The following is a 26124-nucleotide window of genomic DNA, read 5'->3' as shown; positions in this document are numbered from 1 at the left end:
TCGAACCCAAAAGAAATATTGTTACTAATAGTGTGATAATTAAGACTAATATTAAAATTGAAATTTTTTTTAACAGATAAATGATGATAGTCATCAAGCCAAACTCGTCTGTATCAATTTATTGAACCATACTCAAGGACGGGCAATCAAGGTTTTTTCTTGGATGAGTGGTTTTGGTGACTCTGCAGAGGTAATGATAAGTTTTATTTTTGCGGGACCCGGGATCAATTCTTTTGTCTGACTTGCATTCAAAGATATGGCAACTGTCCCAGCTTTATCCAATTGAGTTTGAAGTTGACCTTTATCGTTAGATTGATTAGTAAAGGAATCATTTATCACAGAAGAACCTTCAACCACGATCTTATTATTTCTGTCAGAAATGAAATAATCAACGCTCCCCCTCAAACTGTTTGAACCATTAGATATATTTTTAACATTTACCTGTAAGTTAAAATCAAATGGGTCACCTATTTTCAGGAACTTTGGAATAGTCAAACTATCAATGCCTAGTTGAGGAGGGTTTTCATATTCAGAGTATATCCCTGTTTTGAACGGGTATGTTACATCTCTAGAAGCTTTTAAGGTTACAACCCCTCCTGTAGGATTGAAAGTTTCCAAATAATAAGGCCCATCTCCAATGACCGCATTGTGATGTATTGTGATCCAATCTATTGACGACTTGTAGCGTTCCAGAGTATATTCCAAACTTACCAAACCTTTCAAAGGATTGGGGATATATTTTTCATTAGACATCTTAATTAACTCTTGTTTTATCATTTCAGATTGCACTGGAAGATTCAGAGATAACTGATCTATATGTTTAATATTAGCGTCAGATTTTGAATAGGATAATTTATTATCAGTAACCAATCGTTCAGTTGCAGCTGTAATTTCCCAAGGTTCAGTGGGCCATAAAGTCCCGTAAGAGGGAACCAAATTTTTGTCATAATGCCAGAGATCAACATAGGTATCAAAAGTACTGTTGTCATAGAACTTTATCCCCTTAATTAGAGACAGAGTTGGAAAAATTAAACTTGAATACTCAGCATCGAAGGTTTTATCATTGTTTTTAGTATCAGTTGACCATTCGAATGGAAAATAGTAAGAGTACAACAGATCGTACTTATCCATTAGTACCCCATTATGCCATTTTGAAAATAAAGGTTCCATCGTAACTTTGGTTAAAGCAGAATTACTTTGATTTTTGTTTTTATCCCAACTCTGATTGTATGGGTTCCAAGTAACGGCATCGCTTGGAACTATGACAGTATCAGTAGGTCCTTTTGAAAACAGCTGTGTCCATTTGTTCCTGGAAGGTTCGGGGTCGCCGGAATATGGATTAGAAATAGTCGGAGTGTCGGCGATAAGTGAATAAATAATCCTACAATAAAAATCTGTGCAACCCTTAACATTATTCCAGGCCCCTTGATATACCTCCTTCATGCCTATGTTGAGCGTAGAATTATCGATATCGTGTTTTATTGCATTTAGCAATGATAATTTATTAGCGATACCAGCAGAATAGTCATTGATTAGCCCATTAATTTTCGATGAGGCTATGTATGGATCAAAGGATCTCGCAAAAAAGAGCCGCACTCCTTCTTGCAAACCTACAGACTCCGCTTGTTGCAACAAACTATTTCGTTCTGTCTCAGATGTAAAATTGTTAAAAACTAGATCTTGAGTCAAGTCATCAATTGTGGAATTAGAGTATTGCCAAAAGCCCGGATTCTGAGACCCGGGCATATTTCCAAACCAAGGGGCATACATTTGACTAACAGTGGTTGGATTATACCTTGAGAACGAACTGGAAATGTATGATTCGGTGTATACATTCCATTCTAAATCTGCCGGGTTTGATCCGTAAACAACCCTATTGGCTTTTGTCAAGTCGCCATATTCTTTCATGACCGTAAATCCAACTTTTTCAATTTCAGAGGCAACAAAATCACCAAACGATTTTCTTATTAAATCGTCATTTCTAATCAATATCTTAATTAGCACGGGTTTTCCGTTTAGGACATACTTGCCTGTTTGGTCCATAACTGCTCCCGCTTTTGTCATAGAATCCTTGATACTTTTAGCAGCGAAATCTACATCATAACGGATTTTCAAGGGATCGACTACGGGTAACACATTATGGTATTCTGGAGAAGTGGGTCCATAGGGCTCTACAATAGGATCACTAAACCCCTTTAAAATATTATTTACAATGAAGTTTCTATCAATCAAGAAATTCATTGCAAATCGAATTTCTTTGATCGATAGAGGATTGAATGTTTGGTTTCCATCGTAAGGATTTAATAACAAGCCATAAGAAAGGCCCTCTTTCTCATACACTTCTAAATTTGGGTTCTTTTTAGCTGATTCAACAAGCTGTAATGGAATTTGAAAAAAGTAACTGTCAAGATGACCATTACTCACTTCCTGGTATGCGACATTTTCATTAGAAAACCTTATGAATTTAACATGGTCAGCATATCCGCCTGTCTGATTTATCTGAGAAAAGGCATAATTATTGGAAGTGAATAGGATTAAAGCGAAAAGTGCAGTCAAAAAAGCCAGCACATGTAAGATATTCCTCATGAATAAAGTATTGAAGGAATAATGTATTATAAATTCATTATTTTAGTTTCTAGCATTTCATTTGGGAAAAACTATAGTATATAAATAATAGCTTATCATTTTGATCCATGAGCAACAAAAGTGCAAAAAGAACTCATGCTTACAGTTCAAAAAGAAGCGAGAGCAAAAAATACGCAAAAGTAGAGAGGAGAAAAAGAACTAAAGCAAAGTACTAACCTATTTATATTGATAATTTCCGATATATTTATATGTAAGGAAAGATATAAATACATGTGGAATTAGTTTATAAGTTTTATGGTGATAAATATTGGTAAAAGATATTTCTATGTTTGGTGACCGGTGTCCACGATGTGGCAAGGGTCCAATGGTTACAGACAATTCAACTGGGGAAATGTTTTGCGGTAACTGTGGCTTTGTAGTTACAGAAAGGATAGAAGAAACTGGACCCGAATGGAGAGCCTTTTCTAAAGAAGAACATGAGGATAGAAGTAGAGCAGGTGTGCCCACCTCCTTGGCTATGCATGATATGGGCTTGGCTACGATTATTGGACCAGTGGATAAGGATGCTTCTGGCAAACCTTTATCCGCATCTATGAAAAGCACCATCGAAAGATTAAGAACATGGGATAGCAGGAGTCAAGTCCATGAACCTGTTGACAGGAATTTCAGACAAGCGTTTAGTGAATTAGACAGGCTAAAAGATAAATTAGCAGTAGGTGATGCAGTGATTGAAAAAGCAGCTTACGTTTATAGAAAGGCTCTAGAAAAGGGTTTGGTAAGAGGTAGATCTATTTCAGCACTAGTTGCGGCTGCACTTTATGCTGCATGCAGGGATACGGAAACACCGAGAACATTAAAAGATGTTGCAAATGCCAGTAACATAAAAAAGAAGGATGTTGCAAGATGTTATAGATTGCTAATTAGAGAATTGGATCTTAAAATGCCAGTAGTTGATCCAGTAAAATGTGTTGCAAGAATAGCAAGCAAGGCCGGCCTTACAGAAAAAACTAAGAGAAAAGCTTTAGAAATCCTAAAGAAAGCAGAAGAAGGCAAGATTTCAGCTGGAAAGGATCCGATGGGATTAGCAGCTGCAGCCTTGTATGTAGCCTGTGTAATGAACGGAGAAAATAAAACTCAAAAAGATGTGGCTGAAGCGGCTGGCGTCACTGAAGTAACTATCAGAAATAGGTATAAAGGACTCAAAACTCACCTGAAATTGTGAAAAAATTCATATTTTTGATTTTTTCAAATATTTTTTAGTCAATTGTACGGAAAGCCTAAACAAAAATATGACACCCATTACTATGAAAACCACTGATACTATAGCCAGGAATATATTGTCAGATTCGGTGTTCCAAGGACTTTTGAACAAAAAATATCCAAAAATACTGTACGCAAAAAATACAAAATTAGATATCCAATGAAAGGTTAAAGCTGAAGAAAGGCTATACCTATAATATAGCCAAGCTATTATAACACCCCCTAACCCAGCCTGAGTTATTTTACCGATTTCATAGCTTCCTCCGAATAATACATGAGATAATCCAAAAGCTAGAGAATTCAATGCAATAATTATTACTATTGCTATAGTAGTGTATGTTCCTTTTTTATATGAAACATTTTTGTATGGATGATAAAGCGTTGAGAGGAATAAACCTTTACCAAATGGGACAAATAATATGAATAAAGGTAACCCTAAAAGGAGCACCCTAAAGAATATTTCTTCATTCAGTGGGGCTGCAGTTAAGTAAAAAAAGGACAATAACGGGTTAGCCGTTAATGGATTCCCTAAAGTTACACCAAACAGCTGTTGTATGACATCAATCAAAATTGAAAGCACAAAATAACTTGAAAACCAAGAAATAGTTATGGCAAGATAATTATCTCGCTGGATTTTGATCCTTTCAAGTCCTGTCATTTGAAATGGCTTTTTCACTGAAGATAAGTGAAAGATTGAAACAGGTTTTAAAAAACAAAACAGATAACATGCCAAGTATATAGTCCAAAAAAACAAGAAGGATATTCCCAAATTGAAATTTATTGAATTAAGTCCAAAGATGCCAAATATCAAAAAATCAAGAGGAACGTCCCTATACCATTGAGCTTCGCCACCAATGTTAGTAAAAAAAACTAAAAAGATTCCTATAAAAAAAGAAAAAGCCGTTACCAATATAATGATAACGAGTAGTATATCATCTATGTATACTAAAACTCTATTCAAAAATATTCTATTTAACAAAAGTCTTTTCTTAAATTTATAAATCTACATTACTTCTATAGAACCTTCGTTAAAACCCTTTACCACTAAATAATTTTTGACAATATCCCTATGATCACCCTGTAAAAGGATAAAACCATCTTTTGCTGTACCGCCACATGCCAACCTGCTTTTAAGCTCTTTAACAATTGTGTGAATGTCATTGATTTTTGGATCCAAACCCTCAATCATGGTAGTTGTTTTAGAAAATCGTCTGGTTTCCAATCTTACTACAATTCGAGTATCTTCTTTATCTAACTCTCCGCATGCACATAAATCATCAGGTAGGCCACATTTTTTGCATATTACAGCCATCTATTATTGCTTCATATACCTAATTCCTCTTATTAAGCCTTCCTTAGCTATTAATTCTCTAGACTTTTAATGATCTTAACGAGAACGACACTCGGATCTGGAATAGATGAGGATTTAAAAAGTATCACAATATTTCGAAATTAATATTAAAATTTCCCGGATACCTCAAGATTCCAAAAGGGGCAAACCACACTCAATTTTGATTAAAAATTTTCTTATTTGAAATCCAAGATTTATCATAAAGATACCTTTAATTCTGAAAACCCACCTTCTATTTGATATTTAGTAAATTTAATTTAGTGCAATTATGATTGTGGAAGGATTATATAAAAAAAGACACAAATAGTTATATGTCTCCCGCCATATCGTCACTCAAATTTCCCTTTGTGCTAAAACCAGACCAAGTAGCGGCAGTTGATTCATGGATTAAGAACGGCTACCGAGGATCCATCATTTATTCAACCGGTACCGGTAAGACGGAAATAGCGTACGAGAGCGCTAGAAGGGCATGTTTAGAGGTCATGAGGAATACGCAATTCAATAAAAATTTAACCAGTTCTTTTAACATTTTATTCCTCGTTCCCCGGATCGTCCTTATTGAACAAAATGTTAACAGACTTTTAAGATACAACATTTCAAAGGATTATGTAGGAACATATTATGGAGAGAGAAAAGATCAAAAAGAGATTACTATTTCTACATATCAAAGTGCAATAAATAATTTTCCTCTAATCGAAAATGCAAAATTAGTTATTCTCGATGAGGTTCATTTATTAAGTAACACAGCCTTTTCTTTTAAGAAACTATTCAAAATAATTACGGCTGATCCGAAAAGAAAGATTCTAGGTCTAACAGCTACCATTAATGAATTAGACCCAAAGTACAAGGAAATTATTGATATAATCCCACCTGTAAAAAAATATCTTATCAAGGAGGCCGTAGATGACGGCAGATTAGCAAAACCCGAAATAGTTTCTATCGAAGTAAGCCTTACAACCGAAGAAAAAGATATATACAAAAAAACTAGTGAATCCATTAGAAATATATCATATAAACTAAATGCATATGATCCTGGGGTTATCTCAAAGATCCTTTACCAGGGTGGAATGCGCTCGAAGTACGCAAAGGAATGGTTTAACCAGGTAAGATTAAGAAAGGATTTACTGAATTCATCCAAATATAAATTAGAAAAAGCAGTCTCCATAATTGAAAAGCACAATAATGAAAAGATAATGGTTTTCAGTGAAACCATAGATTCGATCAAGACGTTACAGGAAACTCTTGAAAAGAGAAATATTAGATCGGAGATAATCCATTCAAAAATAAAAACAAAGGATCGGAAAATGATTCTTGAAAAATGGGGAGAAGATTTTTATCCTTTATTATCCGTCCACACACTGGAAATAGGTTTTGATATTCCTCAGGTCAAAATAGCCATCATTCTATCGAATACTTCCAACATTAATCAGATTGCCCAAAGAATAGGTAGAGTTATCAGGAAAACTGAGGAAAAGGACAGTGCGTGGATATATTTGATTTATGCTAAAGAGACTAAAGATAATAATATCGTAAGAATGGTAGACAAAGCGGTTGGAAAGAAAAGCAGTAAAATTATAAGAAAAGGAACAAAACAAACTAGAATCACAGATGAATTTTAGATCAAGTAAACTGGAAGAAAACAAAAGTTATATTTTGATACGGGCTTACGGCTGATTATGTCAATAAAAAAAATAACTGTTTTAGGTTCAGGAATCATGGGTCACGGAATTGCTCAAGTATCTGCTATGGCAGGTTATAAAGTTGTACTACGTGACATTGAACAAAAATTCCTGGATAAGGCAATGGAGAAGATTAGATGGTCATTACAAAAGCTTGCAGAAAAAAATAAGATGTCCACAGAGGAAGTTGAAATTTTCTATAATAATATCACCCCAATGGTCGACCTTCAGACAGCAATACAGAATGCGGATTTAATAATTGAAGCAGTTCCTGAAGACTTTAATTTGAAGAAGAAAGTATATCAAGAGTTAAACAGTTTGGCAGAAAAGAACGTCATTTTTGCATCAAATACTAGTACGTTACCCATAACAGAATTGAGCAGTCTAACAGACCGTCCCGAAAAATTCATTGGTGTTCATTTTTTTAACCCCCCTCAATTGATGAAATTGGTTGAAGTGATTCCCGGAACTAGAACAGACATTCAAGTAACACAAGAAGTGACAAATTATATCAATATGATCAATAAACATCCAGTAGTTTGTAACAAGGATGTATCCGGATTTATCGTCAATAGAGTTTTCATACCATTGGTACATGAGGCACTATTTGCACTAGATAGAGACCATGTCTCTAAGGAAGTGATTGATTCTGCAGTTAAATTCAAATTGGAATTTCCAATGGGAATTTTTGAACTTGCCGATTATACTGGCCTCGATGTTATTCATAAGGCCTCTTATGAAATGAATCTGAGGGACAAAACAGTCCTTTTGCCCCATCCAAAAATTAAAGAGTTGTACGACAATCAAAACTTGGGTCAAAAATCTGGGAGTGGCTTTTATGAATACAAGGGCGACAATTATGAAAGGATAGATCTTACTATGGAAAAGGCATTAAAATATGATCCATATTCAATTTTAGGGGTCGCGGCCAACAATGCCTCATGGCTGATTGATAATCAGGTTTGCACTATTGAGGATTTGAACATCGCATTACGGTTGGGTATGGGCCTTAAAATGGACATTTTTGATGTATTTAAAAAGATTGGGCCCATTCAAATCATAAATAAATTACTAGAACTGGAATCAAAATATGGATCCTTTTATCACCCTAATCAATATCTGTACTCTATAAAATAGGGTGATTTCATCCAATACTGATCTTATTTTTTATTATTTATCATTTACTCTTACTATGATCAAATGCTAAAAAATTCTACCATTAGCGCATCTCATGTTTTTTTAGTATGTATTCCACTGCGTCCATTGGAGACTTTGTTTTCTCAATCATGATTCTATTGCGTTCATCTAAATATTTTCCCCCATAGTTATCAGATGTCCCACCACTATCAGAAATTGAGATCATTGGTTTTTTTGCTATATAACCAACGCAAAGTTCAATTAATGTACCCACACCTCCTCCTACTGAAATAAGGCCATCAGAAGAGTAAGCAACGATAAAATCCCTGGACAATCCGATACCTGTGCATATTACCGCATCACAATATTTGTTGGCACTTGAATAATCTTCTTGTGGAACGATTCCAATTGTAAAACCATTGTTGTCTTTAGCGCCTTTACAAGAGTATTCCATCACCCCTCCTAAACCCCCGCAAACCAAGATAGCATTTTTTCTTGCTATAAAACTCCCCACTTCGTAGGCTAAATCAAGAGTTCTCGATTTAATCGGAAGAGACCCACTGTTGTATCCTATAACCCCGATTTGCACTCGTTTCAATCTAGTTAAACTAAAATACTGTCATTTAAATATGATTTAGAATCTGATTCCCTGTTTCATTTTTTTTTGATACAGAAATGCTTTTATTTCCATTGTACAAATTTTTATATATGAGTAAGAAGGCGAAGAAGAATGCACCTTTACCTGCATCAAGTGCGGGTCTTTTAAGGTTTTTTGAAGATGAAACTAAAGGGGTTAAGGTAAAGCCAGAAATTATATTAGGAATTGCGGGTGCTTTAATTGCCATTTCAATAGCAATAAAAATTTTGATTCCAGTCTAATTTTTTTGACTATTAATGAGTAATTTTGAGTCTGATAGTGTTTCCAGCCTTCATAAAAGATGGCTTTTTACAAACATAAATCCTTCATCAGAAAGATTTTCTTTTCTAATAGCAATCTTAAGTTTAATTACAAATGTAGCTATAATTAATTTCGTAATTACCCCACATTCAATAGCTGATTTTCTAATAAGCCTCCCAATTATTGCTTCGGTATTTTCAGTGACACTTGTTTTTGACTACCTTTCATTGCGCGGTACACCCTTAAACAGATTCTCCAAAGTTTTACATGTAGCTGCATTTGCAAATCTGCTTTGGACTTTAACCGTAATTGGTGGGTATATTTCAGAATTTATTATTAATACCAATACTTTGAACATTAATTTCGTTTTGCAAGGTATGTTTATGGCCATAGGTCTAAGAATAGGTATTTTCGTATCAGTATTCGGTGCATCGTTAAAGAGATCTATTCCGATTTCATTTATTCAACCATTGATCATTTTCATTTTATTTTCTTTTTTTTACTTTAACCATATATTTTACACAAACTTTACTGTATACGTCTTTGGGTCAGTGATCTTGTTCATTGGTGTATTATGGACGATAGTAATAGACAGGATTGGTAGACCCAATTTTACAAGTGCTTTTAAGATATTGCAGGCATTTCTTATTGCGTGGACTGAGAATAAATCTGATGAAATGGAAAAGATTGCAGAAGCTAAAGCAAGCCTCAAGATGGTTAATACCCTTATTGTAAAATTAAGACCTAAGAATCAAAAGGAAATTTCGATTGTACTACCAGAACTCCATCCAGGCCCATTTAATCCAATCGGCGGCAGCAATTTGCCGTACGATATTTTTAAATTTTATTCAAATTCTGCTATGGTCATGCACAGTGTCTCTGATCATTCTTTGAATATACCTTCTAAAAAAGAAGTTGAAAAATATTTAACATCGTTGGATCAATACAACCATCTAGAGGCAGGTGACAAATGCTCAATTCCGCTGACAATTCGCAGGGGCGATTGTAATTGCAACGGATTTGCTCTGGGGAAAAACGTTATAATCTTGTTTTCCAAATCGCCCTCTGGGATGGAGGACATACCCCCTGATGTCAAAACAGAACTTGAAAAATATGCGAAACAGATTGGTTTCGAGCAAATATTAATTATCGATGCTCATAACTCACTTGGGGAGAAAATCGAACCAGATAATATTGAAGTACTGATAAAAATAGGTAAAGAATGCTTGATTCAGATAAGAGAATCAGAACAATTTCCCTTCAAGGTAGGATATGCAAATAGTTATCAAATAGAAGAACAGACCAATAAGGACTTATTGAAACAACCTGACTTAGGACATGGCCAGTTTGGATTATTGATCATCTCAATCAATAAAATAGATTATTCACTCTGTTGGATCGATTCTAATAATATGAAAAATGGAATTAGGGAAAAAATTGTGGACTCCCTTGAAACAGAAAATTTGAAGATTATTGAAGTATGTACTTCTGATACTCATTCTACATCAGGAAAGAGAAATATCAAAGGTTATTACACATTAGGCGATGTAACTCCAGAATCCAAAATATTGGACGTATTCAAATCTTTGGCTACAAGAGCAAAAAGTTCTCTTGAAAAATCGACATTTGATGTCTTTAAGATAGAGAGTCAAGTAATGGTAATGGGAAACGACCAATTTGATGATTATTCAAACGCCCTAGAGAAATCATTTTTAGTAACTAAGATTTTTCTGGCAATTACTTTTGTTGTATATATCTTAATGTTACTCTTTACCTGATTTTTAATGAGTGCTTAAAGCGCGATGGATGAGGAGAGATTTGAACTCTCGACCACCTGTGTGTGAGACAGGTATCCTAACCAGACTAGACCACCCATCCAGCAGTGAATGCTCTTCTAGAGATAAAATAAGAAGATTAATTAACTTTTGGCTTCAAGCCTTCGTTACAATTACAGGATAGTAGATGAATGTACTCGAATAATCAAGTCCCCTCACCATATTCGGTTAGATATTTATTTTGTACTTCAGATAATTTATCAATGTTGATCCCCATTGCTTCTAACTTTAGGCCAGCAATGAGCAGATCTTGGTCTCTATCAATCTCATAAATCTTATTTTCAAATTTACCCTTATTTTTAACAAGATTAAGTACTGATAAGAACTGGTTAGCAAAACTCATATCCATTACTTCGGAGGGATGACCCTCTGCCGCTACCAGGTTTACCAATCTCCCCTCCCCAATTACATTTATTTTTGCATCATTTTTCAAAATAAATTGTTCTACATTTTCATTTACATGCTTTGAACTTTTAGCTAGACCTTTGATTTCTTCAATAGAGATCTCTACATTAAAGTGTCCTGCGTTAGCAAGGATCACACCGTTCTTCATTTTTTCTATATGAGAACCAATTATAACGTCTTTGCAACCTGTAGAAGTAATGAATAAATCGCCAACCGATGATGCTTCTTCCATTGGAGCAACTATGAATCCATCCATTTTTGCTTTTAGGGCATTTATTGGATCAATTTCAGTTACAATTACCGATGCTCCTAATCCCCGAGCCCTGCTTGCTATTCCCTTTCCAACATGTCCGTATCCAGCAACGACTACGGATTTACCAGCGATCAATACATTTGTAGCTCTAATAATACCATCTAAAGCAGATTGACCAGTACCATAGACATTATCAAAGTCATGCTTAGTTTCAGCATCATTAACAGCCACTATAGGGTAACTAAGTTTTGATGTTTTTTCAAGAGCTTTCAATCTTAAGACTCCTGTGGTAGTTTCCTCGGTCCCACCAATGATATTCTTTCCGTATTTTTCAAATGCTTTATGAAATTCGATTGTAAGATCTGCACCGTCATCAATCGTAATATCAGGGTCGAACTTCAGGACCGAGTATATATCTTCATAATACTCGCTGGTTGATACGCCTCTGCTAGCAAAAACAGACAATTCTTCGTCTTTTACGAGTGAGGCGGCAATATCGTCATTAGTGCTTAATGGATTACATCCTGACCATGCTATTTTGGCTCCTGCTGCTGCAAGTGTTTTGGTTAAAACTGCCGTTTCCTTTGTTACGTGCAAACAACCACCAACCACAAGATCCTTTAGTGGTTTTGATTCTTTGAATTTATTCTTTAGAGATAGTAATACGGGCATATTTGCTTCAGCCCATTCAATTTTTTTTTTACCTTTATCTGCCAAGGAGATATCCTTAATTCTATATTCCATAGGTAAAAAAATATAGAAACCTTATATTACTTTAACACAATAGTTGAGGCTCAAAAAATCATTTTTTGAGGATGATACGTCCAAGGTAGCTAGTTCCTTGATTGGAAAGGTGTTAGTCAAGTACTCAAATTTTATGGGCAATTATTTTAAGACCAGCGGGATAATTACAGAAACGGAGGCATACGGATATACGGATGACCCCGCGAGCCATGCATACAAGAGAATTACCCTTAGAAATGCCTCAATGTTCGGAGAAGTAGGACGACTCTATATTTACTTTATTTATGGGAATCACCATTGTCTCAATATTGTGGCAAGGAATCACGATAAATTGGCAGGAGCAGTTCTAATTCGATCAATAGAGCCTATTGAAGGAATCAGTCTAATGAAGTTGTTTAGGAAAACAGAAAATATATACAAATTGACCACAGGACCAGGAAGATTAGCGCAGGCATTTAAGATTACCATTAAACATAACAATCTTGATACAACAAATCATTCAGCAAATAATTTCTTTTATTTCGAGGAAAATGAGAGTATTTCTCGATATCACAAATTCAAGGTCGCTCAAACTATCAGAATAGGGATCTCGACTGGGATTGAAAAAAAATGGAGATTCATTATGCTAACGCAAGATCGACATAGTTTGCAATTTCAACCAAGTAAGTTCTTGTCTAAAAGTAGCTAAAATATAATTACTAAACAGATTAAATCCATAGACTACATTCAATATATAGCTAATTGGAAATTAATCTAAAATGCCTCTTAAAGATTTCTTGGTACCTGAAGAAAAAGTGAAATTTGTTTGTCGAAGGGACATTAAATATGCCAACAAGAATTATGACCTGTTCATCACAAATAAGAGGATTTTATTATATAGGGAAAGCGGATTCATAAATAAATCAGAGGATGTTATTTGCGAAAAAATTGAGAGGTTGCAAGGGTTGGAATACAAAGAAAAAGGTGGATTATTCAATCTGGCAAGGATATCCATTAATGGTGGAATTAAGCTAGACATCAAAGGGCCCTCAAAAGAGGTAAAAAACATGTTTAAGATTTTAGAATGTTTGATTAATTCAAAATAAATTTAGGATGAATTAAGATAAAACTGCGCTTACTATCGTCCTTAATTCATCTAACCTATCGTTGTCGTTATCATTGGTATCTTTGGCATCTTTGTCGTTATCATTGGTATCTTTGGCATCTTTGTCGTTATCATTGGTATCTTTGGCATCTTTGTCGTTATCATTGGTATCTTTGGCATCTTTGTCGTTATCATTGGTATCTTTGGCATCTTTGTCGTGATCCTCAGTCTTGTCTGAATTTGCGTTAATCAGTTTACCTAGGTTAGTCTGGATTAAATCAGAAAGGTTTCGATCATCACTAGATTTCTTGGAGGTCTCATGACTCGACTGTTTTGCTTCAATTGCTTCATCGTTCTGAGTCGGTTTAGTACTTACTTTCTTTAATGGGTTTGCAAAGGAAGTGGGAGTAGAAGTGGAATCAGTCTTCTCTGCTTCAATTGCTTCATCGTTCTGAGTCGGTTTAGTACTTACTTTCTTTAATGGGTTTGCAAAGGAAGTGGGAGTAGAAGTGGAATCTGAACTGGTACTAGTAACATCCTTGCAACAAATGTTTTTTGAGTGGGTGATAATTTTTTTCTCATCTGTGTTTATTTTCTTTAATGGGTTTGCAAAGGAAGTGGGAGTAGAAGTGGAATCAGTCTTCTCTGCTTCAATTGCTTCATCGTTCTGAGTCGGTTTAGTACTTACTTTCTTTAATGGGTTTGCAAAGGAAGTGGGAGTAGAAGTGGAATCAGCCTTCTCTGCTTCAATTGCTTCATCGTTCTGAGTCGGTTTAGTACTTACTTTCTTTAATGGGTTTGCAAAGGAAGTGGGAGTAGAAGTGGAATCAGTCTTCTCTGCTTCAATTGCTTCATCGTTCTGAGTCGGTTTAGTACTTACTTTCTTTAATGGGTTTGCAAAGGAAGTGGGAGTAGAAGTGGAATCAGCCTTCTCTGCTTCAATTGCTTCATCGTTCTGAGTCGGTTTAGTACTTACTTTCTTTAATGGGTTTGCAAAGGAAGTGGGAGTAGAAGTGGAATCAGTCTTCTCTGCTTCAATTGCTTCATCGTTCTGAGTCGGTTTAGTACTTACTTTCTTTAATGGGTTTGCAAAGGAAGTGGGAGTAGAAGTGGAATCAGTCTTCTCTGCTTCAATTGCTTCATCGTTCTGAGTCGGTTTAGTACTTACTTTCTTTAATGGGTTTGCAAAGGAAGTGGGAGTAGAAGTGGAATCAGTCTTCTCTGCTTCAATTGCTTCATCGTTCTGAGTCGGTTTAGTACTTACTTTCTTTAATGGGTTTGCAAAGGAAGTGGGAGTAGAAGTGGAATCAGTCTTCTCTGCTTCAATTGCTTCATCGTTCTGAGTCGGTTTAGTACTTACTTTCTTTAATGGGTTTGCAAAGGAAGTGGGAGTAGAAGTGGAATCAGTCTTCTCTGCTTCAATTGCTTCATCGTTCTGAGTCGGTTTAGTACTTACTTTCTTTAATGGGTTTGCAAAGGAAGTGGGAGTAGAAGTGGAATCTGAACTGGTACTAGTAACATCCTTGCAACAAATGTTTTTTGAGGGGGTGATAATTTTTTTCTCATCTGTGTTTATTTTCTTTAATGGGTTTGCAAAGGAAGTGGGAGTAGAAGTGGAATCTGAACTGGTACTAGTAACATCCTTGCAACAAATGTTTTTTGAGGGGGTGATAATGTGAGTTTTGTCAGGTGCCCCAAAAGACACTGAACTAGACAAGCCAGCCAAGAAAAGAGTTGGAATAATTAGAAAAAGAATAGTATAACATTTAAGATAATGCATTATTATGAAAAACAATTTATAAAATATAGGAGTTTATAATAATTGCATAACAAAATGATTTTGTTATGATATAAAATAAAATTATAGTGTGATCTTGTAGCAGTAAAAGAAAAGCAATAACAACTATACCAATTTGCAAATCAGATTGAAATGACATAAAGAATAAACAAATTTAAACTCAAAAACATCCAAACGAAATATAGTGTTAGGATTAGAAAGGAATAACGATAATATTTTGATGCCAAAGCCACTAAATATAAGCCCGGGATTAATTATCTGAGGATCCAGATCGACGTTCATATAAATCGGCATATAATTTCCGGCTGGTTTGTTATTTGCTTTAGATTGAGTAAAAATGGTAGGATCAGCCTAACCTATTAGATGGTTTATATTTCTAATCGGAGGTATACACGCTTTGCTAACGACTTTAAGAAGCGAATTTAATGAGTAGATTATTACCGAGAAAAATGATAATATTTCGTCTTGTTATCAGAATTTCTCCTAGAGATTATTTACTCAATCGTAGCATGTGTTCTATGAGTTGAATTTTGAGATTAAGCCTTTTTTTCTAGCGCATTAAATTTTTGAGGTGTGATTTTTGGATGAAATTCCATCTTTTCAGGCGCTCCTGCATTTTCTGTGAATAAGCTATCTAACACCCTACTTGGATACAAATGGTCGGATGAGTATAGTAATTATCAAGATTGAAAAGATCGTATGTAAAACTGTACACAAAGGATTTTATAGACTGGTTCAATAAAAATATAAAAAGATAGTTTACAAAAAGGTCTTTATTCATCCATAACTGCAATTTTTCCGTATCGTCCAATGTTTAGACTATTTTCTCCTCTAAAAGCTTGAGTATACCCATTTTCTATTGATATTTTGTCACCTTCTTTAACCATCTTTATTTGATCATCCCATAACGATAACTTAATGCTGCCAGTATCATCAGATATCATGGCATCAGCTACCAGTGCCGAGCCTCCTGCACGTAAATTTACTGTCCTAGGTTCACTTATTTTTTCGATCTTTCCTTCGATCGTAACATGTCTCATATCATTCGTTAGTTCATTAATCTTCATTGTCATCTTTTCATTATGTTTAGTTCTAATTAATATAAAATTTTATCATTCAAATTTTCAGTTATCTTATCTGCAATTGGGAATTTGGTACTCTTCAAAGATCAAAAGATTATATACAGAGTTTTATTCATTAGTTTAACAAAGGAGGAGTCGCGTAGCCTGGTCAAACGCGCAGGACTCAAGATTAAATTAAGAAATCCCGTCCTTTAGGGGTTCGTGGGTTCGAATCCCACCTCCTCCATCACATTTTTAGGCTTGTTCGCTTGTAAAAATATCCACACGAATACGTACTTCAAGCATTGCAATCCTGAGAGGCTTTCAGCACCGATATCTACAACTATTTTTTTACAACGTAAAAATCATACGATTTCAACTTATTTTGCCTTATTAACTTATAGAAATAATATTCGATGATTGAATAAAACGCGGGAAACGATTCCAACAATCCCAAAAGTGGAGCTAGTAAAAAAGTCTGCACATGTAAAGATATTCGCTTCGATCGTCCAATTCTGGTATACTTGAGATTAAGAAAGAGCCCTACTTGATAACCCAATATCCAAACTGTACTTGAAAAGAGCAAGATCAAAGCAAGTGTACTATCAAAAACTTGAATATCAAAAAGTGGTCTAAATATCTCATTATATGAGCTGTTAATATGTATTATTCGATCAAACCAAAGAAACAAATCAAAATTAATGTTATTATTCCAATCAAAACTTGCATATGAAAATACACTCATTAGTTTAGGGATATTGATGTAAAAGGCCAAGGCTAAAGAGATTACTCCAGATACAAACCCAAGAAAAAAAGATGTGCATTTATATATTAATCGAGCTTTGAAAAGCCTTGAAAAATTCTCTATATTTTGTAAGTTGCCTATCACCCAACGTCTCCTCTGCATAAAATGATCTTTGATGTCAAGTGGAGGTTGTTCCAAGAGAATTCCTCCATGCCATCCCATCGAATTCTTTCCATATTTCTTATATAATTCATATCCAAATCTTTGATCCTCAGCCAAGATAGGTCCAAATTCCCAACCAATCTTGTCTTCCACATCTGATCGAACGAGAAGATTACTCCCGTGCATATGAATTGGAGGAGGATTATGCATATGTGTAACACATTCAAAACAACCAAAAGCTCTCATAGATTCTGCTAAAGCAGTAATCCGATTAGCTTTTTCAAATTTAAGAGGATAAAATATTGGACCCTCACTTGCTATTCCCTTCTTTTCCCGTATAAATTTTAAAATAGAGAGAATGGTTTGCGGTACTACATAACTCTCATCATCCATGTGAAAAATCCAATGATCAGAACTCTGTTTTTTTTGTTTTCTCCTTGATTCTATCGCGAATTGCAGTGCTCTGGCTTTCTTTATGGCGTTGGGTGAAAAGCCCTTTTCCACGCAAAGTACTTTACAAGGCATGGATTCCAAAGTCTTAGTATCTTTAGAATCCTCGGTTACAACCAAAATCTCGAATTTCCAGTATTTTGTAGATTTACATGAGTCAACAATAGATTGAATTCCTCTTTTTACGACACTGGTTTTGGTAGCGGATCTAGTAGTAATTTGGAAAATAATCTTTGGATCATTGGGAATTCTCCTTAGATCCTTCTCTATAAATTGTTTATTATTTCTGACAAACCTATAGAATAATTTAACAGCGTTAGGTATAAAGAATATCCAAAGAATCATAGCTATCATTAAGGCAGGATTGTCAATCAATTAAATAACTAGTATTATTATTATTTAATAATTTAATCGTTTATTTAATCATTATTTCCTCGAAGACTCAAAGTCATAGTAGAATTACCACTAACATAGATATACTTAATTATTTGAAAAAAGATAAATAATAACTGTTATAAGTGATAAAGGATTGAATATAGTTTTATGCATCCAGAAGGCAAGGTAGAGAATTCAAAGCCCCTAGTATGTGAATTTTGTAAAAGTGATTCTGTTATTTTTGATAATGTATCTTTCGAATACGTATGCTCCTCTTGCGGTTGTGTATCGAGCCAGGATCCAAATTCTGACTCTATGGCGAGCTTTAGAAATAATTCGGGGTATAACGACAGGACCAGAACGGGTATGCCTGAATCACTTGCAATCCATAACAAAGGGCTTTCTACATTAATTGGAATTGGGGACACTGATGCAAGGGGGAAAGCCTTGGATTCGTCTCAAAAAAATAATATCCAGAGATTAAGGACTTGGAATAACAGAGTCAGCTTAATGATTCTGTTTCTAGGAATTTAGAAAAAGCCTTAAAACTGTTAAATAACTTTGGAGATAAATTATATCTCAGTCAGGCAGTGATAGAAGGAGCTGCTTATATCTATAGAAAGGCAGCAATTAAGAAATTAGCCAAGGGACGATCAACACTAGGGTTAGTAGGGGCAGCGTTATATGCGGCTTGCAGAGAAACTGCCACTCCTAAAACGATTACAGACATCGCAACAGCTTGTAATATAACCACAAAAGATATCATGTCTCACTATAAATTAATATTAAAGGAACTCTCCCTACAGATGCCAGTTTTGCATGGGCCAGATTATGTTACTTTAATATGTAACCGCTTACAACTTAGCGAAAAGACCAAAAGAGAAGCTCTGCGAATATTTTCACTAGTACAACAGAATAGAATTTCAATAGGCAAAAATCCAAGAGCCTTGGCAGGATCTATAATTTATCTCGCTTCCCAGAATTGCAATGAATTTTTAAGGCAAGTGGAAATATGCCAAGTTGCAGAAATTTCAACTGTTTCATTAAGAAAACGATGTAAAGAAATAAAGTCCAAGACAGAGCTTTAAATTGCTATATGAATCATAAAATTCCTAAATGCCATGAACAAAATCCTTAATATCAAGAGTTAGGTTCAGGGATCCTATTTGTTTTTTTGAAATTTCCAAATATGCAGATTCAAATTTTGGGTATGGATCTTTAGATGAGAAAAGTGTCATCACTGTATTATTGTGATTGAATTTATAACCCATACACGGTTCATGTCCTCTTATTATTAACTTAGTATTAGTATGACTTAGCCAATTCTTTGTAATATTGATTCCAAAGTATTTACCTAGACCCCTATTTGAGGACTGCCAATTTCTATCGGTAAATTCCCTAGGATCATTCCAAAGAATCTCTTCTAATAGCTCTCCGTCTGATTTCATCTCAGATAATCTAAATTTATAATTTCTAAAAAACTCCATATCTTCAATGACAGGCAAACCACCATGCACTAAAAGGCCAAAGCCATTTATTTCACAAATACTAGAAAGAGAATCGAAAAATGGCACTATTGTATTGGTATATAGAGTTTGGCCAGAACCACCAAATTTGGTTTGGAGATCCCTGGGAAAATCAAACGCTGAAAATGGAAATCTATGATACGCTTCATGATTTCCTCTTAACATGAACATGTTATTAGGGAATAAAGATTTAATACCACACAGGAATAGCAAAACCTCTAGAGAATACTTACCTCTATCAACATAATCACCCAAGAAAATTAGTATGTTTGACTCGGCCCTTAAATACTCTTTATAGTTGATCTCATTCATTATTTTTTTTAACGAAGTAAAATCACCGTGGAGGTCTCCCACCACAACTAGATTATCTGGTATTTGAAAATTAAGATAATCACCTGAACTCATACCAATATCCGAAATGAATCCTTGAAGATTCTGATCATTGTGAATCGATGTTATCTTTTCAAATAACTTCCTACTATCCTCAAGTGTTAAATCAAAAACTGATAATATATCTTCCATTTGTTAATTTCACGACCTGATTAAATTAAATTTATTGACAGACGCTTACAATAGATGATCAAAAAACAGGACGCCATTCCACAAACAAGCGGGATCTGTCAATTACTGTTTCAAACAACATAATATCATCATTCATAAGTCTAATCAAAATATTTTTTCCAACCAAGTTCATCTTAATGTGTATGCCTTTTTCCGTGAATTGGAAATTTAAGTTCCGGTTATGATGATTGACAACAATCACATTCGCGGCAAAGTTATCTTGCAATACTTTTAAGAAAGATTCATCATCTATTAGAGATATTAGATTAGATGCATTTAAAATATTCAGGATCTTCATTTCATCTTGTATGGGTATATTGTATAGTTTTGGATTCGTGCTTGGCCCCGAATTTAAAGTTTTTAAATGCTTAATCTTTTTAAAATCATTGCCATTTTCACCTTCATGAGATTCTTCCTTCTCTGATGTGCCCCTAAGGACTCCAAATGAACTTGAAAAATCAATCTCTTGGTTTAATAATTTGTCGATAACTTTATCGCGGGTCAAGTGATAATTCAAAATTCTCTCCCACAAATACCTGAAACCGGGGCCAAAATTATTTAACATCATTTTATGGTTGGTCCTGTTTATCCAAAAACAAAGCGGCTTTAATAACAAAGATATCAACAATTCATTACTGATCTCATTTTCTACAAAAATTGAAATGAAGTTATTCTTTATAAAAAGTTCCTTCACATCAAAGTCGCCGGGTCTGCTAGACTTTGACTTGTTTGAACCCTCAAGAATTAGTTTTGACCTCTCATAAATGGGTTTAATTTTTTCAAAAGTTGAAAACAAATTTAAATCTCTAGTTAGGTCGGAAGTATAAAACACCCCATTATATAACGAATAATAGTAACTACTACACCTAATTGGTAAGCCTCTAAGCTTATTGATTGTCAATTGTCTGTTGTTAGAAGACTCAAATATGCTGTTATCTAAAGTAATAACTCCATCAACAATTGAATCTAATATTCCAAGATCGAATGTTTCGGTTAGGAAGATTAATTTTGCACCTGCCCGCTCCCTCCAAATCTGCAAAACTCTCTCATTATTTAGTCTAGATTCTCGATCCATAAATGATGCAATAGTGTCCCATGTATCGATAATTATGACAGGAGATTTAACATCCATCAATTGATTAGTGATTCTTTCAAATAATGATTCAGGTTCATCTAGGCGAGCATCTTCAAACCTATAGCCAGATTTGTTCTCATCCTTGGAAAAAAATTTTTCGACCCAAGGGTAATAAAATAATAATTGTTTCAAAGATAGCCGAGTTGATATATAAAAGTAGTTACTATCATCATTAAGATTGTCTAATAAAGTTAGTGCGAATGTAGTTTTACCAGTTCCAGGTTTACCTTTTATAAGTAACGAATATGATTCGTTTTTGACAAATTTAAGGAGCTCTAGTGGCAAATGGCCCACTGTATTTCTCTTTCTCCGTCTAGGTCTATCGACGTCCGTATTATTGATGCTATTGTTCTCATCATTGGGAGAATTTCTGTTGCTCTCGGACATTCCTTGCTACATCTAAACTAAGATATTCTATTAACAATTCTAAACTATCAACTATAAAAAATTAGTATACAAAAACCTACCAAGGGTTCATACCTTTTTGAAACCGGATAGAATCAATTAGCCCCTCTGCGTACCCAACACTTAAAATAGCTAGTTCAAGTTTTCCTTGGTTGTAAAAATCTTGTGCATCGAGTAAGTAGTTTTCTGCATTTTCAATCACTGGTGCATAATCTTTTGGAAGCTCCGACAATTCTGTTCTGATAAGCTGATACATGTTATCAAGGGCGACTTTAGTATTTGGTATGTATTTGTCTAACATACGGTGTGCCAATCGGGAAATATGCAGAGTATTTTCAGTTGGCTCATCAAACATAGTAGTAAGATATTTGATTGAATCTATCTCGGTAAAATGTAGTCTTCCTGGGATAATAATCGAATTTGGTCCACCACTATATTCTAACTTCAATAGCGACTCTATTGTTCCGGAACTAAAACTCGATTCCTCATGTCCTATTTTACTGGCTACCATTGCATATGATTCCATAGAAAAATTCATTAGTTTCATTTCTTTTTCTCTTTCTAGTAATAGTTCTATTACTCTGTTGGGAGACAGGAAGAATGGATCAGAACTTGATTGAAAATTGTTTTTTCCATCATCATTATTGTACTCTGTAAGAATCAGAGTATGCAGGCCAAGGCACATGTTTTCATAGATTGTGTTATAAACGGTAATTGAAGACATTGGATCGTCCATCATGGTGACCATCTTCCCAAATTTGTATGGATGAAGTCCGGATTCTCCTATTAATGACAGGATCCCCGAAGAAGAATGAACAATTTTAAAATCTATAGATAGTTTTTTTGCCCTCACAAGTAGCTCGTTGTATGTAGTTGCTACTAAGGGGTCACCGTAGACGAGAATACAAACATGAGATTTTTGAGCTTTTTCAAGGATCTCTCTTCCATCCTCAATAAACCATCTCTTAATGAACTTAATATCCACATCGTTTCTGGATTTTAATCCGCTTGTATTTTGTAGAGTATTAGATAGATTCTGAACAAATTCGTCTGAAATAAATCCTGTAAATCTTTCTATATACACATTATCGCTATTTCTTAGTATTTCGATAGATCCTATGGATAAGGATTCGAATTCATTAATACCGATGCCAATTATATACAACATTTTCTAATATTAATGCATCTTAGTAATTATTCTAATTTATATCAATTTATGACACACCATGTGTATCTCACTTTGAATTTACGGTATTTGATTTTTCTTGAAGATTTTTGTGAAGCCTCACCATGTGTAATAACGCACCTTTGTAAATTTCTATACCAGTCAAGTAGTCAGGTACAAACAGTTTTTCGTCCACTGTGTGAGATGAATGAGGGTCTCCTGGGCCGTAAGTCACGACAGGGATATTTAAAATATTTCCTAGGATATTCATATCGCCTGTTCCAGTTTTCTTTAACAATAACGGCCTTTTTTTTCTTTGATCCAAGATGGACAAGACTAATGCCCGTACTAACGGAGAAGATACGTTTGCTTGAAAGGGTTCGGTTTTATCTTCTACCCGGTATTTGATCTTTACACCTTTAATGAAATCCTTAATCTCGTTTATCCGCTTATCAATCAGTTCTAATACGTTGTCACAAGATAAATTAGTCGGAATACGTATATCTATAGTGATTCTACATTTTTGCGGAGTAACATTATGACTAGTGCCGCCATTTATTTCCGTAACGCTGTAACTTATTTGATCGGCCTTATTTTTTGTGTTTGTGATCTCCGGTTTCTGAAATACACTTTTCAATTCATTCCATACATTATATAATTCATCAATTGCGTTTAATGTCAACCAAGGAGCACTCGCGTGAGCACTATTATCAACATCACATATCAGGCGAATTTCAAGGCGACCTTTATACGAAATAGTGATATTTTCTATTCCGCTTGGTTCTCCAAATATAGCATAGTCGGGATTTAGTGTAGTATCTTTTACCAGATTTTTTATTCCAGTAGCATTGCCTTCTTCGTCTACTACTCCAGCAAAAATAATTGTCCCTGCTTGTTTCGGAATGTCTGCCGCTGCCAATAACATTGAAACTAATGGGGCCTTTGCATCGGAAGCACCTCGTCCGTACAAATAATCACCCTCTAGTCTTACGGGTACAATCCCAGGGACGGTATCCATGTGACCGCAGAGGAGAATAATCGGTTTTCCGTTTCCTCTAACTGCAACCATGTTTCCAACGCTGTCAATGTTTGCTGTCTCAAATCCTAAATCCATACAAATATCTTTCAAGAAATTGGCCAGTTGAGATTCTGATCTTGAGGGAGTATAGATTTCTAAAGTATTTTTTAAAAGCTCTATGGCAAAATTTGGAGAGACCATTTTCTAGATTCTTATTTCTTATGAATATTAACCATATAGTCCACAATTAAACCGGGTATATCAACCCCGGTTACTCGAACAGTATTCTTGAATTCAGTGGTATTATTTACTTCGTGAACAACTAATCCATATTTTTCGCTTTCCATCAGGTCCACTCCTACTATATCTCCCTTAAAAATTTTCGATGATTTTACACAAATTTCTTCTAACTCCGTCGTAATGGGACAAGGGGAAGCGTGACCACCTAAAGCCATATTAGTCTTCCATTCATTAGTCCCAGAATATCGGTAGATCGCAGCCACAACTTCGTCACCAATAACAATAGCACGAATATCCCTGGGTGGCCTTTTGATGAATTCTTCGAAATAATTAATGTGATAAATAGGAAACATATGTTCTCTATCTTCCAAAACTGCCTTTACCGCTTCCTCATCGTTTAATAGTCCAATTAGTCGCCCCCAGCTACCTACAGTGGGCTTTATCACTACTGGATACCCAAATTTTTTGATGCCTTCAATAGAGGATTCGGTATTAAAAGCACATATTGCATTAGGTGTCTGTATTGCATTTTTCTGAAGTTCTATATGAGAAATTAACTTATTCCCGCACATAAAGGATGTATACAATGAATTAATCATTCTCGCACCTAATCCTTCTAGACCTCCTGTTGAATGCAAACTTCTAAAGTAGCTTATACATCGTTGTAAAATTACTTTATCCTTAAACATTTTTGTATCTTCATTAAGAAAAAGTACAAGGTCTTTGCAATCAATAGGCTTTATGTTTATTTGAGTTTTTTTTGCTTTTTCAATAATAGATTTCTCTTCCCAACGGATATTATCAAAAAGGATATAGAGAGAAGATGCATCTTCCTCTATATTTATTGTCCCCAATCTTCTCCAACTACTTGTGCAGGCTTTATACTAAATTCGTCACCAGATTTCACCAATTCAAAACTTTCCCCGCAATCAGGACAGGTAACGATTTCACCTTGCATTGAGTCAGATGGTATTGGAATTTCCGCGTCACATTCCTTACAATTAACTTTTGCCATTTTCTTAATCCTTATTGTTTTTGACATAATCCTCATTAAGTATTTTTCTCTCTAATTTTTCATCTAAAAATAGTTCCAAAATATCACCCATTCTTAACTCTTTCAATCCCTTGGCCAAAGACTCTGCATTTTCTTTGTTAGAATCCAAACCTAATAGCGACAACAAGTAGGCAGAACCATTCTTTCCCGACAGCTCACCAAATACGATTTTACGGCGATTTCCTACTTGTTTTGGTTCAATAATTTCATATGCAGAGGGATTTCTCAAGATGGCTGCTAAATGGGTCCCCGCTTTATGTTTATAAGCACTATCTCCCACCAAAGGTTTTGATTCATGGATTGGAATTCTAGTGTAATCAGATATAGTTCGAGATAAGTCCTTTAAGAGATGTAGTCTGAAACTGTTATTGGATTTATAGATCAAATTCAATGCAACGGCAGTTTCTGCTAACGTAGGAATTCCAGTCCGTTCACCAAGTCCATCTATGGTTGTGTGAATCTGATCAGCTCCTCCGTCACACCCCGATAACGCATTGGAAAGTGCCAACCCTACGTCATTATGGCAATGTACATCTAAAGAGGTTTTAGAATTGTCTATATTGTCGTATACCATCTTAACTAAGTTATACATTCCCCGTGGTCTCATGATTCCGACAGTATCTGGAATACTAATTCTTTCTATTCCTCTCTGGTTCATTTCTTTACACATTTCCAACAAGAATTCGGGGTCCGTTCTGCTCGCGTCTTCCATAGTAAAGCGGGATTTTAGGCCATGAGATTTGATATAATCTACCACTTCAAGTGCCCTCTGTTTTGCTTCTTCTCTTGATATCCGGAGCTTGGCCATTAAGTGAATATCAGAAATACCCATGTATGTTGCAATCCAATTAGTATCACAATCTAGTGCCTTATCTACATCAGATTTTATAGCTCTTACGTGCGCTACAATATCAGCTTTTAAACCCTGCTTCATGATAATTTTAGTTGCTTCGTGATGATCAGGTGAAACTATTGGACTAATTTCTATCTGATCTACGCCAAAGGAATCCAACAACCAAGCTATCTGGATTCTCTGTTTGTTGGAGAAGGATACTCCCGGATGCTGTTCTCCTTCTCTAAGAGTAGAGTCCAGGATTCTAATTTTTTTCTTATCTTTCTCGGAATCATTATATTGATGAGCAAAATAGTTGGGGTCATCTGTTTTTAGTGACATTCGATGCATAATATTACTATAAT

24 protein-coding genes and 2 tRNA genes are annotated in these 26124 nt (G+C 35.0%); 10 read left to right on the top strand and 16 right to left on the bottom strand.

Annotated features, from left to right (window positions below; all coding sequences use genetic code 11):
* Positions 1 to 132: 132 nt before the first annotated feature.
* Complete coding sequence (locus AAGU22_RS05590) at positions 133 to 2586, bottom strand: ABC transporter substrate-binding protein (RefSeq protein ID WP_458721222.1); 2454 nt, start codon at positions 2584 to 2586, stop codon at positions 133 to 135.
* Positions 2587 to 2911: 325 nt separating this feature from the next.
* Between AAGU22_RS05590 and AAGU22_RS05585 the strand changes: the two genes are divergently transcribed.
* Positions 2912 to 3808 (top strand): transcription initiation factor IIB, encoded by an 897-nt coding sequence (locus AAGU22_RS05585; RefSeq protein WP_134485877.1) that lies wholly within the window; start codon positions 2912 to 2914, stop codon positions 3806 to 3808.
* Positions 3809 to 3814: 6 nt separating this feature from the next.
* Here AAGU22_RS05585 and AAGU22_RS05580 read toward each other — a convergent pair whose 3' ends face one another.
* Both AAGU22_RS05580 and yciH read right to left on the bottom strand, forming a co-directional pair.
* Positions 3815 to 4522 (bottom strand): CPBP family glutamic-type intramembrane protease, encoded by a 708-nt coding sequence (locus tag AAGU22_RS05580; protein WP_458721221.1) that lies wholly within the window; start codon positions 4520 to 4522, stop codon positions 3815 to 3817.
* Positions 4523 to 4849: 327 nt separating this feature from the next.
* Positions 4850 to 5158 (bottom strand): stress response translation initiation inhibitor YciH, encoded by a 309-nt coding sequence (gene yciH / locus AAGU22_RS05575; protein ID WP_458721220.1) that lies wholly within the window; start codon positions 5156 to 5158, stop codon positions 4850 to 4852.
* Between the two features lie 350 nt (positions 5159 to 5508).
* On the opposite strand from yciH, the gene AAGU22_RS05570 reads away from it, so the two are divergent.
* Entirely contained in the window at positions 5509 to 6816 is a 1308-nt protein-coding gene (locus AAGU22_RS05570; RefSeq protein ID WP_458721219.1) for a DEAD/DEAH box helicase, read from the top strand.
* Positions 6817 to 6873: 57 nt separating this feature from the next.
* Complete coding sequence (locus tag AAGU22_RS05565) at positions 6874 to 8013, top strand: 3-hydroxyacyl-CoA dehydrogenase family protein (RefSeq protein ID WP_458721218.1); 1140 nt, start codon at positions 6874 to 6876, stop codon at positions 8011 to 8013.
* Positions 8014 to 8095: 82 nt separating this feature from the next.
* Here the strand turns inward: AAGU22_RS05565 and AAGU22_RS05560 are convergent, their stop codons facing one another.
* Positions 8096 to 8602 carry a TIGR00725 family protein gene (locus AAGU22_RS05560; protein ID WP_458721754.1) on the bottom strand — a complete coding sequence of 169 codons (507 nt, stop codon included), beginning with the start codon at positions 8600 to 8602 and terminating at the stop codon, positions 8096 to 8098.
* A gap of 119 nt (positions 8603 to 8721) precedes the next feature.
* On the opposite strand from AAGU22_RS05560, the gene AAGU22_RS05555 reads away from it, so the two are divergent.
* Together AAGU22_RS05555 and AAGU22_RS05550 are read left to right on the top strand one after the other, a co-directional pair.
* Positions 8722 to 8892, top strand: coding sequence for a preprotein translocase subunit Sec61beta (locus tag AAGU22_RS05555; protein WP_144734800.1), 171 nt, complete (start codon positions 8722 to 8724; stop codon positions 8890 to 8892).
* 15 nt (positions 8893 to 8907) lie between these two features.
* Positions 8908 to 10689, top strand: a complete 1782-nt coding sequence (locus AAGU22_RS05550; protein WP_458721217.1) for a DUF2070 family protein — start codon at positions 8908 to 8910, stop codon at positions 10687 to 10689.
* A 25-nt stretch (positions 10690 to 10714) separates the two neighbouring features.
* Here AAGU22_RS05550 and AAGU22_RS05545 read toward each other — a convergent pair.
* Positions 10715 to 10789, bottom strand: a tRNA-Val gene (locus AAGU22_RS05545).
* A gap of 102 nt (positions 10790 to 10891) precedes the next feature.
* Positions 10892 to 12148, bottom strand: a complete 1257-nt coding sequence (ahcY, locus tag AAGU22_RS05540) for an adenosylhomocysteinase (RefSeq protein ID WP_458721216.1) — start codon at positions 12146 to 12148, stop codon at positions 10892 to 10894.
* A 43-nt stretch (positions 12149 to 12191) separates the two neighbouring features.
* Between ahcY and AAGU22_RS05535 the strand changes: the two genes are divergently transcribed.
* Positions 12192 to 12836, top strand: coding sequence for a DNA-3-methyladenine glycosylase (locus AAGU22_RS05535; RefSeq protein WP_458721215.1), 645 nt, complete (start codon positions 12192 to 12194; stop codon positions 12834 to 12836).
* Positions 12837 to 12906: 70 nt separating this feature from the next.
* Positions 12907 to 13233, top strand: coding sequence for a PH domain-containing protein (locus AAGU22_RS05530; RefSeq protein ID WP_458721214.1), 327 nt, complete (start codon positions 12907 to 12909; stop codon positions 13231 to 13233).
* Between the two features lie 12 nt (positions 13234 to 13245).
* Here AAGU22_RS05530 and AAGU22_RS05525 read toward each other — a convergent pair whose 3' ends face one another.
* Both AAGU22_RS05525 and AAGU22_RS05520 read right to left on the bottom strand, forming a co-directional pair.
* Positions 13246 to 15012, bottom strand: a complete 1767-nt coding sequence (locus tag AAGU22_RS05525) for an RNA polymerase sigma factor (protein ID WP_458721213.1) — start codon at positions 15010 to 15012, stop codon at positions 13246 to 13248.
* A gap of 791 nt (positions 15013 to 15803) precedes the next feature.
* Positions 15804 to 16097 carry a single stranded DNA-binding domain-containing protein gene (locus AAGU22_RS05520; protein WP_144730449.1) on the bottom strand — a complete coding sequence of 98 codons (294 nt, stop codon included), beginning with the start codon at positions 16095 to 16097 and terminating at the stop codon, positions 15804 to 15806.
* 143 nt (positions 16098 to 16240) lie between these two features.
* On the opposite strand from AAGU22_RS05520, the gene AAGU22_RS05515 reads away from it, so the two are divergent.
* Positions 16241 to 16338 (top strand) — tRNA-Leu (locus AAGU22_RS05515).
* A gap of 96 nt (positions 16339 to 16434) precedes the next feature.
* Here the strand turns inward: AAGU22_RS05515 and AAGU22_RS05510 are convergent.
* Positions 16435 to 17823: a glycosyltransferase family 2 protein gene (locus AAGU22_RS05510; RefSeq protein WP_458721212.1), complete on the bottom strand. Its 1389-nt coding sequence runs from the start codon at positions 17821 to 17823 to the stop codon at positions 16435 to 16437.
* Between the two features lie 168 nt (positions 17824 to 17991).
* On the opposite strand from AAGU22_RS05510, the gene AAGU22_RS05505 reads away from it, so the two are divergent.
* A complete protein-coding gene (locus tag AAGU22_RS05505; protein ID WP_458721211.1) occupies positions 17992 to 18357 on the top strand; it encodes a hypothetical protein in 366 nt (121 codons plus the stop codon).
* Between the two features lie 14 nt (positions 18358 to 18371).
* Positions 18372 to 18911, top strand: coding sequence for a transcription initiation factor IIB (locus tag AAGU22_RS05500; RefSeq protein ID WP_458721753.1), 540 nt, complete (start codon positions 18372 to 18374; stop codon positions 18909 to 18911).
* Between the two features lie 24 nt (positions 18912 to 18935).
* Here AAGU22_RS05500 and AAGU22_RS05495 read toward each other — a convergent pair whose 3' ends face one another.
* From AAGU22_RS05495 to AAGU22_RS05465, 7 genes are all read right to left on the bottom strand, one after another.
* Positions 18936 to 19871, bottom strand: a complete 936-nt coding sequence (locus AAGU22_RS05495) for a metallophosphoesterase family protein (RefSeq protein WP_458721210.1) — start codon at positions 19869 to 19871, stop codon at positions 18936 to 18938.
* Between the two features lie 58 nt (positions 19872 to 19929).
* Entirely contained in the window at positions 19930 to 21432 is a 1503-nt protein-coding gene (locus AAGU22_RS05490) for an RAD55 family ATPase (RefSeq protein ID WP_458721209.1), read from the bottom strand.
* 76 nt (positions 21433 to 21508) lie between these two features.
* Positions 21509 to 22618 (bottom strand): diphthine synthase, encoded by a 1110-nt coding sequence (dph5, locus tag AAGU22_RS05485; protein ID WP_458721208.1) that lies wholly within the window; start codon positions 22616 to 22618, stop codon positions 21509 to 21511.
* A 67-nt stretch (positions 22619 to 22685) separates the two neighbouring features.
* Positions 22686 to 23834, bottom strand: a complete 1149-nt coding sequence (locus tag AAGU22_RS05480; protein ID WP_458721207.1) for a M20/M25/M40 family metallo-hydrolase — start codon at positions 23832 to 23834, stop codon at positions 22686 to 22688.
* Positions 23835 to 23845: 11 nt separating this feature from the next.
* The gene (gene lysX / locus AAGU22_RS05475) at positions 23846 to 24727 is read right to left on the bottom strand and encodes a lysine biosynthesis protein LysX (protein WP_458721206.1); all 882 of its coding nucleotides are present in this window, start codon (positions 24725 to 24727) and stop codon (positions 23846 to 23848) included.
* Positions 24715 to 24888 carry an alpha-aminoadipate/glutamate carrier protein LysW gene (lysW/argW, locus tag AAGU22_RS05470; RefSeq protein ID WP_196815686.1) on the bottom strand — a complete coding sequence of 58 codons (174 nt, stop codon included), beginning with the start codon at positions 24886 to 24888 and terminating at the stop codon, positions 24715 to 24717. The genes lysX and lysW/argW overlap by 13 nt, the downstream gene beginning before the upstream one ends.
* A gap of 4 nt (positions 24889 to 24892) precedes the next feature.
* Complete coding sequence (locus AAGU22_RS05465) at positions 24893 to 26101, bottom strand: LeuA family protein (protein ID WP_458721205.1); 1209 nt, start codon at positions 26099 to 26101, stop codon at positions 24893 to 24895.
* Positions 26102 to 26124 lie beyond the last annotated feature (23 nt).

The sequence above is a fragment of the Candidatus Nitrosocosmicus sp. R genome (assembly GCF_054408505.1).
The sequence above is the reverse complement of the archived record's forward strand: the minus strand, read 5'-3'. Positions and strand labels throughout refer to the sequence as shown.

Bases quoted from the DNA above. Each gene is read 5' to 3' on its own strand.
- AAGU22_RS05525 (WP_458721213.1), bottom strand. From the start codon at position 15,012: ATGCATTATCTTAAATGTTATACTATTCTTTTTCTAATTATTCCAACT.
- AAGU22_RS05565 (WP_458721218.1), top strand. From the start codon at position 6,874: ATGTCAATAAAAAAAATAACTGTTTTAGGTTCAGGAATCATGGGTCAC.
- AAGU22_RS05505 (WP_458721211.1), top strand. From the start codon at position 17,992: ATGCATCCAGAAGGCAAGGTAGAGAATTCAAAGCCCCTAGTATGTGAA.
- AAGU22_RS05495 (WP_458721210.1), bottom strand. From the start codon at position 19,871: ATGGAAGATATATTATCAGTTTTTGATTTAACACTTGAGGATAGTAGG.
- ahcY (WP_458721216.1), bottom strand. From the start codon at position 12,148: ATGGAATATAGAATTAAGGATATCTCCTTGGCAGATAAAGGTAAAAAA.
- AAGU22_RS05570 (WP_458721219.1), top strand. From the start codon at position 5,509: ATGTCTCCCGCCATATCGTCACTCAAATTTCCCTTTGTGCTAAAACCA.
- yciH (WP_458721220.1), bottom strand. From the start codon at position 5,158: ATGGCTGTAATATGCAAAAAATGTGGCCTACCTGATGATTTATGTGCA.
- AAGU22_RS05465 (WP_458721205.1), bottom strand. From the start codon at position 26,101: ATGTCACTAAAAACAGATGACCCCAACTATTTTGCTCATCAATATAAT.
- AAGU22_RS05585 (WP_134485877.1), top strand. From the start codon at position 2,912: ATGTTTGGTGACCGGTGTCCACGATGTGGCAAGGGTCCAATGGTTACA.
- AAGU22_RS05520 (WP_144730449.1), bottom strand. From the start codon at position 16,097: ATGAAGATTAATGAACTAACGAATGATATGAGACATGTTACGATCGAA.
- AAGU22_RS05590 (WP_458721222.1), bottom strand. From the start codon at position 2,586: ATGAGGAATATCTTACATGTGCTGGCTTTTTTGACTGCACTTTTCGCT.
- AAGU22_RS05480 (WP_458721207.1), bottom strand. From the start codon at position 23,834: ATGGTCTCTCCAAATTTTGCCATAGAGCTTTTAAAAAATACTTTAGAA.
- dph5 (WP_458721208.1), bottom strand. From the start codon at position 22,618: ATGTTGTATATAATTGGCATCGGTATTAATGAATTCGAATCCTTATCC.
- lysW/argW (WP_196815686.1), bottom strand. From the start codon at position 24,888: ATGGCAAAAGTTAATTGTAAGGAATGTGACGCGGAAATTCCAATACCA.
- AAGU22_RS05550 (WP_458721217.1), top strand. From the start codon at position 8,908: ATGAGTAATTTTGAGTCTGATAGTGTTTCCAGCCTTCATAAAAGATGG.
- AAGU22_RS05490 (WP_458721209.1), bottom strand. From the start codon at position 21,432: ATGTCCGAGAGCAACAGAAATTCTCCCAATGATGAGAACAATAGCATC.
- AAGU22_RS05530 (WP_458721214.1), top strand. From the start codon at position 12,907: ATGCCTCTTAAAGATTTCTTGGTACCTGAAGAAAAAGTGAAATTTGTT.
- AAGU22_RS05555 (WP_144734800.1), top strand. From the start codon at position 8,722: ATGAGTAAGAAGGCGAAGAAGAATGCACCTTTACCTGCATCAAGTGCG.